The 14774-nt window shown below is 63.0% G+C and carries 12 protein-coding genes, 1 pseudogene and 1 riboswitch; of the genes and pseudogenes, 6 read left to right on the top strand and 7 right to left on the bottom strand.

Annotation, left to right across the window (positions count from 1 at the left end; translation table 11 throughout):
• Positions 1-5 precede the first annotated feature (5 nt).
• Positions 6-112, bottom strand: a riboswitch (TPP riboswitch).
• Positions 113-269: 157 nt separating this feature from the next.
• On the top strand, positions 270-1706 hold the full coding sequence (locus AC0ZZU_RS02735) for a TolC family outer membrane protein (protein WP_476338859.1): 1437 nt from the start codon (positions 270-272) through the stop codon (positions 1704-1706).
• Positions 1707-1736: 30 nt separating this feature from the next.
• Here the strand turns inward: AC0ZZU_RS02735 and waaA are convergent, their stop codons facing one another.
• The gene (gene waaA / locus AC0ZZU_RS02730) at positions 1737-3017 is read right to left on the bottom strand and encodes a lipid IV(A) 3-deoxy-D-manno-octulosonic acid transferase (RefSeq protein WP_476338858.1); all 1281 of its coding nucleotides are present in this window, start codon (positions 3015-3017) and stop codon (positions 1737-1739) included.
• A gap of 80 nt (positions 3018-3097) precedes the next feature.
• Here waaA and AC0ZZU_RS02725 point away from each other — a divergent pair, with 80 nt between their 5' ends.
• The 4 genes from AC0ZZU_RS02725 to AC0ZZU_RS02710 are packed head-to-tail and all read left to right on the top strand — an operon-like array spanning position 3098 to position 6461.
• On the top strand, positions 3098-3430 hold the full coding sequence (locus AC0ZZU_RS02725) for an SMR family transporter (protein ID WP_158458550.1): 333 nt from the start codon (positions 3098-3100) through the stop codon (positions 3428-3430).
• A gap of 53 nt (positions 3431-3483) precedes the next feature.
• Positions 3484-4659: an NAD(P)/FAD-dependent oxidoreductase gene (locus AC0ZZU_RS02720; protein WP_476338857.1), complete on the top strand. Its 1176-nt coding sequence runs from the start codon at positions 3484-3486 to the stop codon at positions 4657-4659.
• On the top strand, positions 4656-5468 hold the full coding sequence (locus tag AC0ZZU_RS02715) for an aldo/keto reductase (RefSeq protein ID WP_476338856.1): 813 nt from the start codon (positions 4656-4658) through the stop codon (positions 5466-5468). Before AC0ZZU_RS02720 ends, AC0ZZU_RS02715 begins: the two co-directional genes overlap by 4 nt.
• A gap of 39 nt (positions 5469-5507) precedes the next feature.
• Positions 5508-6461, top strand: a complete 954-nt coding sequence (locus AC0ZZU_RS02710) for a metal ABC transporter ATPase (protein WP_476338854.1) — start codon at positions 5508-5510, stop codon at positions 6459-6461.
• Between the two features lie 72 nt (positions 6462-6533).
• Here the strand turns inward: AC0ZZU_RS02710 and hldE are convergent, their stop codons facing one another.
• The 3 genes and pseudogenes from hldE to AC0ZZU_RS02695 form a co-directional block, all read right to left on the bottom strand.
• Positions 6534-7955 carry a bifunctional D-glycero-beta-D-manno-heptose-7-phosphate kinase/D-glycero-beta-D-manno-heptose 1-phosphate adenylyltransferase HldE gene (gene hldE, locus AC0ZZU_RS02705; protein WP_476338852.1) on the bottom strand — a complete coding sequence of 474 codons (1422 nt, stop codon included), beginning with the start codon at positions 7953-7955 and terminating at the stop codon, positions 6534-6536.
• A gap of 129 nt (positions 7956-8084) precedes the next feature.
• On the bottom strand, positions 8085-9893 hold the full coding sequence (gene msbA / locus AC0ZZU_RS02700) for a lipid A export permease/ATP-binding protein MsbA (protein ID WP_476339117.1): 1809 nt from the start codon (positions 9891-9893) through the stop codon (positions 8085-8087).
• A 264-nt stretch (positions 9894-10157) separates the two neighbouring features.
• A pseudogene (locus tag AC0ZZU_RS02695) lies at positions 10158-10568 on the bottom strand (O-antigen ligase family protein); the annotation flags it as partial.
• Between the two features lie 619 nt (positions 10569-11187).
• Between AC0ZZU_RS02695 and AC0ZZU_RS02690 the strand changes: the two are divergent.
• Positions 11188-11793, top strand: a complete 606-nt coding sequence (locus tag AC0ZZU_RS02690; protein ID WP_476338850.1) for a toluene tolerance protein — start codon at positions 11188-11190, stop codon at positions 11791-11793.
• Here the strand turns inward: AC0ZZU_RS02690 and AC0ZZU_RS02685 are convergent.
• The 3 genes from AC0ZZU_RS02685 to AC0ZZU_RS02675 all read right to left on the bottom strand — a co-directional run bounded on the left by AC0ZZU_RS02685 (position 11748) and on the right by AC0ZZU_RS02675 (position 14730).
• Positions 11748-12887: a glycosyltransferase gene (locus AC0ZZU_RS02685; protein WP_476338849.1), complete on the bottom strand. Its 1140-nt coding sequence runs from the start codon at positions 12885-12887 to the stop codon at positions 11748-11750. The genes AC0ZZU_RS02690 and AC0ZZU_RS02685 overlap by 46 nt on opposite strands.
• Before the next feature lie 47 nt (positions 12888-12934).
• The gene (locus tag AC0ZZU_RS02680) at positions 12935-13708 is read right to left on the bottom strand and encodes a glycosyltransferase family 2 protein (protein WP_476338847.1); all 774 of its coding nucleotides are present in this window, start codon (positions 13706-13708) and stop codon (positions 12935-12937) included.
• A gap of 65 nt (positions 13709-13773) precedes the next feature.
• On the bottom strand, positions 13774-14730 hold the full coding sequence (locus tag AC0ZZU_RS02675; protein ID WP_476338845.1) for a glycosyltransferase family protein: 957 nt from the start codon (positions 14728-14730) through the stop codon (positions 13774-13776).
• Between the last annotated feature and the right edge of the window lie 44 nt (positions 14731-14774).

Genomic DNA, 14774 nt, shown 5'->3' with positions numbered 1-14774 from the left:
CCGGGAAAGCGAGAAATCTTGTTCCCTACGCAGGCGCTAACCTGATCAGGTTCAACGGGATCCGGATACTTCCGATCTCAGCCTCTGCTTCAAGGCACCCCGACAAGAACGCGCCCAGTCTAGACTGGTCTGAACACCAAAGCCAAGCTTGCATGCACAGGATGGATAAATGGCGCAAATGGCAGATTGTTGCCAAATGCGCACGCCACTACACTGCCTGGCATCCGATACTCAACAGTTCAGAAATTCAAACGTTCAAGGATCGCCCTATGCTGCGCAAACTTTCACTGGCCATTGCCGTGTCTTGTGCGTCGAATGGCCTGGCCTGGGCAGCGGACGTGCCCACCACGGTGAAGACCGACCTGGTCAGCGTCTACCAGGAAGCGGCGAGCAACAACGCTGACCTGGCGGCCGCCCGCGCCGACTACGGCGCCCGCCGCGAAATCGTGCCCCAGGCCCGGGCCGGCTTGCTGCCGAACCTGTCGGCCGGTGCCGAGATGGCCAACACCCGCACCAAGCTCGACGAGCCGGCGATTACCGCCAACCGCAGCGGCAACGTCTGGAGCGCGACCTTGTCGCAGCCGGTATTCCGCGCCGACCGCTGGTTCCAGCTGCAGGCGGCCGAGGCGGTCAACGAGCAGGCGGCGCTCGAGCTCTCGGCGACCGAGCAGAACCTGATCCTGCAGACCGCCGAGAATTACTTCGCGGTATTGCGTGCCCAGGACAACCTGGCCGCGACCAAGGCCGAGGAGGCCGCCTTCCGGCGCCAGCTCGACCAGTCCAACGAACGGTTTGATGTGGGCTTGTCGGACAAGACCGATGTGCTGCAATCCCAGGCCAGCTATGACACTGCACGGGCCAACCGGATCATTGCCGAGCGTGATGTGCAGGACGCTTTCGAAGCGCTGGTCACCCTGACCAACCGCGAGTACGGATCCTTGCAGGGCGTGGTGCACACCCTGCCGGTACTGGTGCCGACGCCCAACGACGCCAGGACCTGGGTCGACACTGCAGCGCGGCAGAACCTCAATTTGCTGGCCACCAACCACGCCGTCGATGCCGCCGAGGAGACCCTGCGCCAGCGCAAGGCCGGACATGCGCCGACGGTGGACGCGGTGGCGCGCTACCAGAAAGGCGACAACGACAGCCTCGGCTTTACCAACCCGGCGCCGCAGGCCGGAGTGCGCTATGGCGGAGACGTCGAGCAGACCAGTATCGGCCTGCAGCTGAACATCCCGATCTACAGCGGTGGCCTTACCAGCTCGCAAGTCCGCGAAGCCTACCAGCGCCTGAACCAGGCCGAGCAGCAGCGCGAAAGCCTGCGCCGCCAAGTCGTGGAAAACACCCGCAACCTGCACCGTGCGGTGAACACCGACGTCGAGCAGGTGCAGGCCCGCAAGCAGTCGATCATCTCCAACCAGAGCGCGCTCGAGGCCACCGAGATCGGCTACCAGGTCGGCACCCGCAATATCGTGGACGTGCTCGACGCCCAGCGCCAGTTGTACACCTCGGTGCGCGACTACAACAACAGCCGCTACGACTACATCCTCGACAACCTGCGCCTCAAGCAGTCCGCCGGCACCTTGAGCCCGCAGGACCTGCAGGACCTGGGGCGCTTCCTCAAGGCTGACTACAACCCGGACCGGGATTTCCTCCCACCGGACCTGGCGGCGGCAGCGGCGAAGAATTTCGAGCGCACGCCGTAGGGGCTGGCAAGTTTCTCTGGAGGATTCGCGTCAGACGTCTTGACGCGTTAGCCGGTCCAGCGCATCCAGCAACCGCTGCAGCGCCCCTTGGTTGGCCACCATGACCGCCCTGCCCGCCGCACCCATGCGCCGGGCATCCTGGGGCAGTTCGATCAGCCGCTGTACTGCGGCACTCAGCCCTTGGGCATCATCGACCTGCTGCAACGCCCCCGCCTCGCTCAGCATTGCGCTGATCTCCAGGAAGTTGAACACGTGCGGTCCCATGAGTACCGGCAGCGACAGTGCCGCAGGCTCGAGCGGATTGTGCCCGCCATTGGCGACCAGGCTGCCGCCCACGAAGGCGATATCGGCCAGCGCATAGAGAAACAGCAATTCGCCCATGGTGTCGCCCATCATCACCTGGGTGTGCGCTTCGACTGGCGTGCCCTGGGAGCGCCGCACCGTGGCGAACTGTGCGCTGCATAGCTCGTTCACGGCGTTGAACCGCTCCGGGTGACGTGGAACGAGGATCAGCAGTGCGTCACCATGCACCCCGAGCAACTGCCGGTGAGCATCGAGGATTATCTGGTCTTCACCTTCATGGGTGCTGGCGGCGATCCATACGGGTCGCTGCCGGGCGTTCCATCGGGTGCGCAGCTCCAGGGCGCGGGCGGGTAGCTGCTCGTCGATCTCAAGGTCGAACTTGATCGAGCCGGTGACCTGCACGCACTCGGTGCGCGCGCCGAGACTGCGAAAGCGCTCGGCCTCGGTTTCGGTCTGCACGGCGATCAGGCTCATCTCGGCGAGCATTGGCCGGGTCAGCCTGGCAAAACGTGCATAGCCCCGCGCCGATCGTGCCGAGAGCCGTGCATTGGCCAGGGCGACCGGGATGCCGCGTTTCGCGCACTGGTGAATATGGTTGGGCCACAGCTCGGTCTCCATGATGATGCCCAGCCGGGGCCGGACATGATCCAGGAAGCGCCCCGCCGCCCAAGGCAGGTCATAGGGGAGATAGCAGTGCTGGATACGGGGTTCGTCGGCGAACAGGACGCGAATACGCTCGGAACCTGTGGGCGTCATGCAGGTAATGGTGACCGGCAGGTCCGGGTAGGCCTGGAGCAGCGCGCGCACCATGGGCGCTGCGGCGATGCTCTCGCCGACCGACACGGCATGCACCCACAACCCGCCCTGACGCAGGGCCGGCAGCCTGAAGGCAAAGCGCTCGGCGATCCGCTGGCGGTAGGCCGGGGCCTTGCGCCCACGCAGGAACAGGCGCAGCGCTACCAGCGGCAGGCCCAGGTGAAACAGCAGGGTATAAAGGGTTCTGTTCATGGCGGCGAAGTTTACTAGCACATGGCCCGCAAGTGCACGAATGCCTAGAATGCACAGCCAGCCCCCTCAAGGAACGACTCATGAACGCCTACACCTACCTGGCCATTGCCATCGTCGCCGAAGTCATCGCCACCGCCTCCATGAAGGCGGTAAAGGGCCTGAGCACGCCGCTGCCGCTGATGCTGATGATCTGCGGCTACGCGGTAGCGTTCTGGATGCTGACCCTGGTAGTGCGCAGCGTGCCGGTCGGGATCGCGTATGCGATCTGGTCCGGGCTGGGCATCGTGCTGATCAGCGTGGCGGCGCTGGTGATCTACGGGCAGAAGCTGGACATGCCGGCGATGCTCGGCATGGCCATGATCGTGGCGGGCGTGGTGGTGATCCAGGTCTTCTCGAAAACCACCGGGCATTGATCCCTCGCCCAGTCTGTATACTGGGCGCCTGTCCCTGCTTGTGAGGTTTGCGCATGTCATCTGCCATTTCCACTGACGTCCTGATCGTTGGCGCCGGGGTCGCGGGCCTCTGGCTCAACGCCCGCTTGCGGCGCCTGGGCTACTCGACGGTACTGGTGGAACGCGCGAGCCTGGGTGGCGAGCAGACCATCAAGTCCCAGGGCATCATCCATGGCGGCGCCAAGTACGCCTTGCATGGGGCGCTGACCGGTGCCTCGGAAGCCATCGCCGACATGCCGCGCCGCTGGCGCGAGGCGCTGGCGGGCGATGGTGAACTGGACCTGTCTGCTGTCCGCCTGCTGTCGGAGGCCCATTACCTGTGGTCGCCGGGTACCCTGGCTGGCAACCTGACCAGCTTTTTCGCCAGCAAGGCGGTACGTGGCCGGGTCGATCAGGTAAAGGGTGATCAACTGCCCCCTGCCCTCCAGGACCGTGGCTTCAAGGGCAAGGTATATCGCCTGGCCGAGCTGGTGGTCGATGTCCCGAGCCTGTTGAAGGCGTTGGCCGGGCTTGCCGGAGACAGCCTGCTGGCCGGTGAGCGGATCGAGCCGCTGCACCAGGGTGAAACCCTCGTCGGCCTGCGGGTCGACGGGCGTGAGATCCGTGCCCAGCGCATCGTGCTCAGCGCCGGCGCCGGTACTGCCGACCTGCTGCAGGCACTTGGCCTGGATCAGCCCGCGATGCAGCGCCGCCCGCTGCATATGGTCATGGCCAAGGGAGCAGCGCTAAAACCGCTGTATGCCCATTGCCTGGGCGGCGGCCCCAAGCCCAGGGTCACCGTGACCAGCCATCCCGCCAGTGATGGCCAGTGGGTCTGGTATCTCGGCGGCGACCTGGCCGAAGCCGACGGCGTGGCCCGCGAGCCAGCCGCACAGATTGCTGCGGCACAGAAGGAAATCGCCGGCCTGCTGCCCTGGGTCGACCTGAGCCAGGTGCGCTGGGCTACCGTGCGCATTGACCGCGCCGAGCCTGCGCAGTCGGGGCTTGTACGTCCCGACAACGCCTTCCTTGCCGAGCAGCAGCGGCTGCTGGTGGGCTGGCCGACCAAATTGGCCCTTGCGCCAGACTTCGCCGATCGTGTGCTGAACAGCCTTGAGCGCGACGGCATCCGGCCTGTAGAGCGCCCAGACCTGAGCGACCTCCCCCGACCCTCCATCGGCATCCCTGCCTGGGAGCAACTGCTGCCATGAGCCTACCGACCCTGCATGACTTCCACCGGCCTCTGGGCAGCACTGGCCTCAAGGTTTCTCCCCTGGGCCTGGGCACCGTCAAGCTTGGCCGTGACCAGGGGGTCAAGTACCCCGCCGGGTTCACCATCCCGAACGATGACCAGGCACGCATGCTGCTGGCCCAGGCGCGCCAACTGGGCATCAACCTGATCGATACCGCCCCGGCCTACGGCAACAGTGAAGAGCGCCTCGGCCCGCTGTTGCGCGGCCAGCGCCATGACTGGGTGATCGTCAGCAAGGTCGGCGAGGAATTCGAAGACGGCCAGTCCCATCACGACTTCAGCGCCGCCCACACGCGCCTGTCCGTGGAGCGCAGCCTGAAGCGCCTTGAAACAGATTGTATCGATCTTGTTCTGGTGCACTCGGACGGCAACGATCTGGCAATTCTCGAGGAGCAGGAGGTCTACCAGACCCTCGCCGCACTCAAGCAGGAAGGCAAGATCAGGGGCTACGGGTTTTCCGGCAAGACGGCGGCCGGGGGACTGAAGGCCTTGGAACACGGGGACTGCGCCATGGTCACCTACAACCTGACGGAGCAGGCGGAGCGTCCCGTGCTGGACTACGCTGCCGAACATGGCAAGGCAATCCTGGTGAAAAAGGCGCTTGCCAGCGGTCATGTATGCCTGGCGCCGGGCACCGATCCGGTGCGCGCCAGCTTCGAATTGCTGTTTGCTCACCCTGGGGTGTGCAGTGCTATTGTCGGCACCATCAATCCGTTGCACCTGGCGCACAACGTCGCGACAGTCGCCCGCATCCTCAGCCAGCACTGAGCCGCCCGCGCGGCCGCCCCCAACGCAAGGAGGAGCCTCGTGGCGCGAACGCTGATCCGCAAGAACCCCAGCAACTTCAAGACTCTGCCGCTGCACGTCGAAGCCACCCCCGATGCCTTGCACTACCAGGGGGTAGGCATGCCCTTGAACTTTGCCCAGACCCTGCAGCGGCGCAAGCCGATTCAGGTGGCCGACACCCAGCGTTTCGTGGCCGAGCTGGCGAATCTCGGTGTTTCGGTGCGCCTCACCCTGACCTGGCAAAACCGTGACTACTGGGTTCTGGTACGCCAGCGCCGGCAGGACCGTGGCGACGTGGTGCTCAAGCTGATATCCGGCTACGTACCTGCGCGCGAGCTCAACCTGCCGCTGCACACCGCCATCCAGGAAGTGGCCGAGGAGTGCCTGCTGGAAACGCCGGAGGGCTGGCTTGGCGGACGCTTCAACGAGACCTGGCTGCCAGCGCCCTACTCGGCCGCGCTGCATTACCGCGAAGCCCTGCCGTTTGTGCTTACCCCACAGTCGGGCGCCGCGCGGCCGGTGCACTGCGGTACGCTCACCCTGCTGGAGCGCCCGCGGGCCTATGTGCATCTGCCCACGGCATCGTTGCAGCTGATCTATGACCTGCGGCTACAAGTGCCGAGAGAGGCGAAGTCGCTGAGCCTGTTTCATGTGGACGAGCGATTGGAAGGCGATCAGCTGGTGGCAAGGCTTAACCGCAAGCGTCCGGACCTGTACCTGATGCCGTTGGACGATGGCGAGCCGACGGCGGAGCTGTACACCTTGAGGAAAGGCCAGCTGCAGGCTGCCGGCACACGCGGACTGTACCTGGCCGAAAGCTTCGCGGCGCAGGACGGGTGGGTAGTCAGGGAGGAGCGGATACGCTGGAAAGACTGGCTGCGCCAGCAAGGGCTGGTGGCGCCGAAACGGGCGTCAGGGTTGCAGCGGTTGAAGGGCAAGGCGCGGGATCTGTTGCGGATGGCGTTGAACAAGTAGCGCCTTGAGGGCCTCATCGCGTGCAAGTCGCGGTGAGGCCCTCACAGGCAGCACAAGGCAGACCAGCCCTTCTCAATTCTTGCGAATCTTCTCGACAATGGCCGTGGTCGAGCTGTTCTCGACCAGCCCCAGCACCTTCACGGTACCGCCGTAGCCGGTGACGATGTCGGCACCAACCACCTGATCGATCCCATAATCGCCCCCCTTGACCAGAACATCAGGCTTGACCTGGCTCAGCAGGTTTTCAGGGGTGCCTTCGGGGAAGCTGATGACCCAGTCCACCGCGCCAAGCCCAGCCAGTACAGCCATCCGCCGATCGACGCTGTTGATCGGCCGGCCCGGCCCCTTCAGCCGACTGACCGAAGCATCGTCGTTGACCGCGACGATCAGGCGATCGCCTTGGGCGCGCGCCTGTTCCAGGTAGGTCACATGACCTGCGTGAAGGATATCGAAACAGCCATTGGTGAAGACGATTCTTTCCTTGTGCGCACGGGCATCGTCGATAGCCAGCAGCAGCTGGTCGAGACTCAGCACGCCCCGCTCGGAGCCTTCTTCGCGCTGGATGGCCCGGCGCAGCTCCGGGGCGCTGATCGCGGCCGTACCCAGTTTGCCCACCACGATACCCGCCGCGAGATTCGCAAGGCCCACGGCCTGCGGCAGGTCCTCGCCCGCGGCAATCGCCGCAGCCAGGGTGGAAATCACCGTATCGCCCGCACCCGTGACATCGAATACCTCGCGGGCACGTGCTGGCAGGTGCATCGCCGGGTGATCGGCACGCAGCAAGGTCATGCCGTGCTCGCCCCGGGTTACCAGCAAGGCGCCCAGGTCGAGTTCCAGCATCAGCTGCAGGCCCTTGGCAACGAGCTCCGATTCATCGGCGCAGCGGCCGACAACGGCCTCGAATTCGCTGAGGTTCGGGGTGATCAGGCTGGCGCCCCGGTAGACCGAGAAATCCTTGCCCTTGGGATCGGCCAGCACCGGGATACCCCTGGCCGTGGCAGCCTGGATCAGATCCTGATGATTACGCAGCGCCCCCTTGCCGTAGTCCGACAGGACTAGCACCTTTACACCGTCGAGCAAGGCATCCACTTCGGCACCCAGCGACAACGCATCGGTGGCGAAGGGTTCTTCGAAGTCGATGCGCAGCAACTGCTGGTGACGGCTCATGACCCGCAGCTTGACGATGGTCGGCTGGTGCGCGATGCGCTGGAAGATCGAACGCACGCCAGCAGCCTGCAAGCTGTTGGCCAGGCTTTCGGCCGCCTCGTCCTGGCCGGTGACGCCAACCAGTGAAGCGGGCGCGCCCAGCGCTGCGATGTTGAGCGCAACGTTGGCGGCGCCGCCCGGACGGTCTTCGATCTGCTCGACCCTGACCACCGGCACGGGCGCCTCGGGTGAAATCCGCGAGGTACCACCATGCCAGTAGCGGTCGAGCATGACATCGCCGACCACCAGAACCGGGGCTTGATTGAAAAGCGGCATGGATAACTTCATGGGCAACCCATATGAAAAAATTAACAAGGGCGGGATATTAGCACAGGCCAGGCGACGGCTTTGTTGCCACCTGTACCTTTGCAATCGACAGTAACGATCGGGGCACGATGGGCCCCGATCCACCGTATCTCAGGTGATGTTGTCGTGGACCGGCTCGTCGAGGCCCATGGCGTGCAGCCGGGCATAATAGCCATTGGCCGCAAGCAGCTCGGCGTGGGTGCCGCGCTCCACCAGGCGACCGTGGTCCATCACCAGGATCATGTCGGCCTTCTCGATGGTCGAGAGGCGGTGAGCGATCACCAGGGTGGTGCGTCCTTGCATCACATGATCCAGCGCAGCCTGGATATGCCGCTCCGACTCGGTGTCCAGGGCCGAGGTCGCTTCGTCGAGAATCAGCAACGGCGCATTCTTGAGCAGTGCCCGGGCGATCGCAAGGCGCTGGCGCTGGCCACCGGACAGCAGCACGCCATTCTCGCCGACCTCGGTGTCGAAACCCTTGGGCAGTTGCTCGATGAAGTCCAGCGCGTAGGCATCGGCGGCCGCAGCCTTGATGGCTTCGCGCGGGGCACCGGCCAGGTCACCGTAGGCGATGTTGTTGGCTACCGTGTCGTTGAACAGCGTGACGTGCTGGGTGACCTGGGCGACATGACGACGCAGGTTACGCAGGCGGTACGTCTCGATTTCAACGCCATCGAGAAGGATCTGCCCCTCGTTATGGTGGTAGAACCGCGGGATCAGCGCCGCAAGCGTGGACTTGCCGCTGCCAGAGCGGCCAACCAGGGCAATCATCTGCCCGGGCTCGGCAGTGAAGCTGATGTCGCTGAGTACCTGCCGGTCGGTGCCGGGATAGGTGAAGCTCAGGTTGCGCACTTCCAGGCGGCCTTCGACACGCGCCTTCTCGACGGTGCCGGAATCGACCTCGGCGGGCTCGTCCAGCTGCTCGAAGATGCTTTCGGCACCTGCCAGGCCTTTCTGGATGGTCGAGCTGACTTCGGACAGCTGGCGGATCGGCTTGGGCAGCAGGCCTGCGGCAGTGATATAGGCCACCAGGTCACCGGCCGAGGCTTCGCCACGCAGGAACAGCACCAGGAACATCAACGCCGCCATGGCGCTGTAGATCACCAGTTGCAGCATTGGCGTGTACACCGCGCCCGTCTTGGTCATGCGCAGCTGTTTGTCGGTATTGCCCTGGCTGGCCGCGCGAAAACGCTGTTCTTCGTAGCTTTCGCCACCAAAGCTGCGCACCACTCGATAACCCTGGATAGTCTCGGAAGCGACATGGGTGACGTCTCCCATGGCCACCTGGATCTTCTTGCTCTGCTTGCGGAATTTCTTGCTCGCGGTGCCCACCATCAAGGCGATGACCGGCAGGATCGCCAGCATCACCAGGGTCAGCTTCCAGTTCATCCACAACAGGTAGGCGAAGAGGAAGACCACCGTAAGACCTTCGCGGATGACAACCTTGATCGCGTCGGTGGCGGCGCCGGTGACCATGGTCACGTTGAACGTGATCCGCGAGATCAGGTGCCCCGAGTTGTGGTTGTCGAAATAGCGGTTGGGCAGTACCAGCAGCTTGTTGAACAGCTCGACGCGCAGGTCATGCACCAGGCCGAGGGAAACCTTGGCCAGGAAGTAGTTACCCAGAAACGAGCCCAGGCCTTGCCACGCCGCGATCAGAATGATCAGCAGCGGCACGGCCTGCAGCAGTTGCAGGTCCCGAAGATAGGGCACAGAGGGGAACAGCACCGCTTGCGGGTTGCTCAGGCCGTCGACGAAGTACTTGAGAATCCCGGCCAGCATTGGCTGGGTCGAGGCGAAGATGACGAAACCCACGATACTCAGCAGAAAGATGCCCAGGTAGGGTTTCACGTAGCTCAACAGCCGGAAATAGATCTTCAGGCTGGAGTTGGGCTCCGACTTTACGGAGGGGGCAACCATTGAAAAACTCGCTTTGACGGTATGACGGGCGATTTTACCACACCCCGCAATGGCCCCCTGCGACCAGGGCAGCAGAAGCGCCAGGCCGATCGGCAGCCAACTGACGAACCACTCCGCGCGTGGAGTGCCGAACAGGCTGGCGGCGTCGGATTGCATGCTGAGCGAGGAAAACACCCAGAGACCGAGCGCAGCCTTGCCGAGCTGGGAAGCGCGGTGCTTCCAGATCTCGCTCAGGGTCAGCAGCCAGACCGCGATCCAGAGCATGGCTCCAGGCAATCCCAGAATCACTGCGGCGTGCGTGAACATGTTGTGGGTGTGATCAAACTCCACACCGGTGGCCGTCACCGTGTAGGGGGCTCCCAGGCCCAGTCCTCCAAAGGGATGGTCGGCGACCATGTGCAAGGAGGCACTGAAGATGGCCGGCCGGTATGACACCCCTCTTGAGAGAATAAGGTCGCGGAAGATGAAAAACGCACAGATGCTGGCTATCAGCGCCAGCATTGCCAACGCGATGCTGCGTTTGTCCCGCGCCCAGAAAGGCGTTACCAGCACGGTGAGCACCACCGCCATGCCCGCACCTCGGCTCTGGCACAGCGCCACGAACGCGCCCAGGCAGCCCAATGCAATTGCCCAGGCCAGCAGCGACCAACGTTCACGCGGCCAGAGATGCAACATCCAGACAAGCCCCGCGCCTATCACGTAAGCGCCGAGAATCGGATGGGAAACCTCACCGATGCCTTCCAGCCGGGTGAAAACGCTGTTTCCCAAAATCGGGTAGTAGCGCACGATCGAGACCAGCGCGGCGAGCCCGAGACCTACCCCTCCCCAGCGCAACAACCGGATCATGCGGTCCTGGCCCTGCTGAGCCAGCAGCGGGAAGAACAGCAGGAACACAACGACGTAGAGCAGGCGCTTGACCTCGCGGGAAGTGTCATCGGTGCCGGACCACTTCAGGGTCAGTGCGCTCCATGCCATGAGCAGCGCTAGCGAGATCCACAGCGCGGGTTGGCGCCGCCACGCCTGGAGAAGGACATTGCGCGCGGACCAGGCCAGGACGAGCGTTGGCAGCCACAGGAAAAGCACCGTCCCTTGTTGGTAGATCTTGTTGCTGGGCGCCAGGGCTACCGCGACCAGAAACCATAGAAATCCAATGGCGAGCCACCCCTTGGCCCAGTTCCTCTCAAAAAGCATTGCTATCCCCTCGACTTTTCACGACACGCTGCCATGGTGAAGCGATTATTTTTTCGGCATTATTGCCGGTCATTTTGCCTGAGCTGACCACAAGGCCCACTCGATGCACTATTCCCGACTGAACCATGACGATTTCCAGAAGCTGACACACGGCGCCAAGGTTCTTGAGGCGGACAGCTACGGCGCCAAAGTCTACCTGCTCGGCGATGGAAATATCCTGAAGGTTTTTCGTCGCAAGCGCCTGATTTCTTCCGCATTATTCCGACCGTACTCGCAGCGCTTCATCGACAACGCCCAGCGCCTGGCCGAGCTCGGCATTCCCACCTTGCGCGTGATCAGTCATCACAAGCTGGATGAGCCAGGCAAGACCGCCGTGCTCTACTGCCCTCTTCCTGGCAAAACCTTGCTGCAGATCTCGCGCGAACCGGGTTTCAGCTGGCAAAAAAACCTGCCTGACCTGATCGGGCTGATTCGCCACTTGCATCAGTGCGGGATCTATTTCCGCTCCCTGCACCTTGGCAATGTCGTTGTGACCCCCGAAGGCCTGCTCGGGCTTATCGACGTTGCCGACATGCGCTTCATGCGCGCCCCCTTGCCTCCGAGGATGGTCCGCCGCAACGTCCAGCATTTTTCCCGTTATATCGAAAGGGAGCGCCTCGGCGATCAGTTCCCTCTCGCCGAGCTCGAGCACTCGCTGCTGGGGGGCTGATCCCGGCCGGCCAGCATGCCGGCCGTTCCGCGGCGAAACGCGTCCCACGACAAGGCGGGAGCCAATCCCCCCTGCTGGGCTTGAGCCAACGCGTGAAGGGTATCCTTCCGGCACTGCCCTATGGCCCGTGACCAAGCCGCGACGTCACCGACCGGGAGGTAGCAGGGAACATCCCCCAGCTGCTCCCGGAAAACCGGCAAGTCGCTGCACAGCACCGGCACATCGGCGAGAACGGCCTCTTGCACCACCAGTCCCAGGCCCTCGGAGCGCGATGGCACCAGCAGGCAATCGAATGCGCGATACAGCTGCGCAAGGTTCTTCAGGTGGCCTGGCATCAATACCCGCCCAGTCAATCCAAGCGACTGGATACGCGTCTCCAGGTGCGCACGCAGCTCACCTTCGCCCAGGATTACCAGGCTCAGGCCTGGCTCAGTGATGCAGGCCTTGGCAAATGCATCAAGCAGGAAGTCGAAGCCCTTGCTCTCGACCAGACGACCGACAGCACCCAGCACCCGCCCGGCGGACTCAGGAAGCCCGATCGACTGCCTGGCTTGGGCCATCGACTGCAGGTTGGTACGAAACGCCTGCGGGTCCATCGCGATTCTCAGCGCCTGGACAGGTCTGCCCAAGGCGTTCTGAAGCGCACAAGCGAGCGTGGAAGAGACGGCGGTCAATTGGAGTTGTTGCTCGGGAATGCCGCGCAGCAGCTTGATGTCGCTGCTGCGCAGTTTGGTCGAGCCATGGAACAGTACGGTCGCCCTGGCGTGCGGCATGGTTCGCAGAAGTGGCAGCATCAGGCGCGCGACACCGATCCCGTCGAGCAGCAGCACCTGGGTATCACCGTCAAGCAGAGCGGCACGCATACGCGCCCTCAACAGAGGTTGAGCGAGCTTCCACAAGTGCCTGCCTTTCAACACGCGATGGGACAATTTCCACTCGAGAACATTTCCCAAAGAGCTGCAACAGCCATCTCCTTGGAGCAACCAAGTAGAGATTGAGGAATTTTCCTCGGCCTGGGAAAGAATCAGCTGATGGACTTTATGGACAGACGCATAAGCTGACCCACCGGCCCACATAACATTGACGATATTCATGGGGAATTGTCCCCTTTTCCCGGCTGTTTGCTCAAAGGGAGAGTGTTTCAACTTGCTAACAGGCCGATAACCGCGCCGATCACCACGCCCAGTCCCAGCACCAGGAGCAGTTTCAATTTATCCCGCTGACGCCGACGTTCCTTGCGTTGGCGCTCTTCAGGCAACGTCACGTGACTGCCGAAGCCTGTATGCATCACAGCATCGCCTTCGAGCGTGACAGCGGTCAGTTCAAGTTCCGCATAGCGGCGCGACAGGGCCTTTTCACCAGCATAGGCACTAAACGGTGCGCATCGCTGATAATCACTCAGCCGCCGCAGGCCGGGGTTGAGCGAGAAACTCTGCCATTCGGCCTTCTCAGAGAGCAATGGATAGCACGGCACGCCTGCGATCACCTGGCGGTCGCCCAGGTGGATGTAGGGGCTGTGGATAGCCAGGTCGTGGGCATGGCTGCGCAGCCAGACCTGCAGCAGTTGCGGACTGACTTCGAGTACGGCTTGCGAGTCCTCGACGAAACCCTGGCGATAGAACTGCCAGTCATCTTCGCAATGGAAGATGTACGGCGTCCTTACCTGCCCGTAGGCCAGGTCGATCGAGGCCAGCTGGCCCAGCTTCGGCCGGTTGACGAAGACCTTGCAATGGGGCTTCCAATGCTCTGGAACCGCCTGGTGCACGGCATCATCGCCCGAGTCCTCGGTGATGAAGACCTCGCGAATCGCTGCGGTATTGAACCGGTCGAAGCTTTCCAGGGTGTCCTTGAGCAGGTCGAAGCGCCCGCAACTGGTCACCACCAGGGTAATGTCACTGCTATCAGAGAAGCGCACCGGGCTCCCTCCGCTTGAAAGTGTTCAACTGTTCATGCCCCATCCATGGGACACAGGTGAGTGAGTCAAAGCCCAAGCCTCGCGCGCAGGCGTTGCCAGGCGGTCAGGGCCGGACGGGTACGCAGTGGAGCCCGCATGTGCTCGACGATGCTGCGGCCTACCTGCGCGAAGCTGAAGCCCGAGACCGCCAGCTCACGACCACTGGCAGCGATGCGCTGAGCCAGTGCCGGGTCCGCGCGCAGCACCAGCAGTTTTTCCTGTAGCTGGGGAATGCTGTTGTAAAGCACCACGTTGTGCATGTCCACCAGCCCCAGGGCTCGGTTTTCCGCCTCGCCCTGGTCATAGGCCAGCAGCACGCAGCCGCAGGCCATGGCCTCGAAATTCTTGATCATGTATTCGCCCATGCCAACGTCGGCACTGACGAAGAAACGGATCCGGTTAAGTGTGTTGCAGTAGTCCTCACCCGACTTGGTGCGGGTAACGACCAGGCTTTCAACGCGCCCCAACTCGTCGAGCAGCGCCTTGCGGCCACTGTAGGCGACACTTTTGGTGCTGCCGACGAACGCAAGTTCGATGTCCCGCTCGCGCCCTTGGTCGCTGAGCAATTGTTCATCGTAGCCCTTGGGCACGAATACTGCGTCGAAACCTTCTTCGCGAAGCTGCTCGCTGACCCGGAAGCCCGAACTGATGACCCGCGCCCACGGCATCCGGCGGTAGTGCTCACTGAACTTGCCGGTGTACTTGCAAGGGATGTAGTTCTGGTAGGCGTCGTGCTCGAGGATCACCAGGTTGGGCACGGTACGGATGAACCCGGCCTGGCGGATCTCCTGCTTGAAACGAAGGAAGAAAATGATCCGGTCGTACTTCTGCACGTCCACTTCGCGCTTGAAATACCCGCGCAGGTTGCGCTGGTCCTCGCTGGTCAGCCAGCGCAAGTCACATTCGCAATTGGCTGCGACGCCTTCGTACAGACGATCGAGAATCGCCCGTTGTTCCTTCTGCACCAGAAATAGGACTTTCATTGCTTTCCTTGGAGCCTATGGCGCCACAGCGCGTGGTCACTCAT

Source organism: Pseudomonas sp. JE3303, from assembly GCF_056312565.1.
This window is presented reverse-complemented; position numbering and strand designations above follow the sequence as displayed.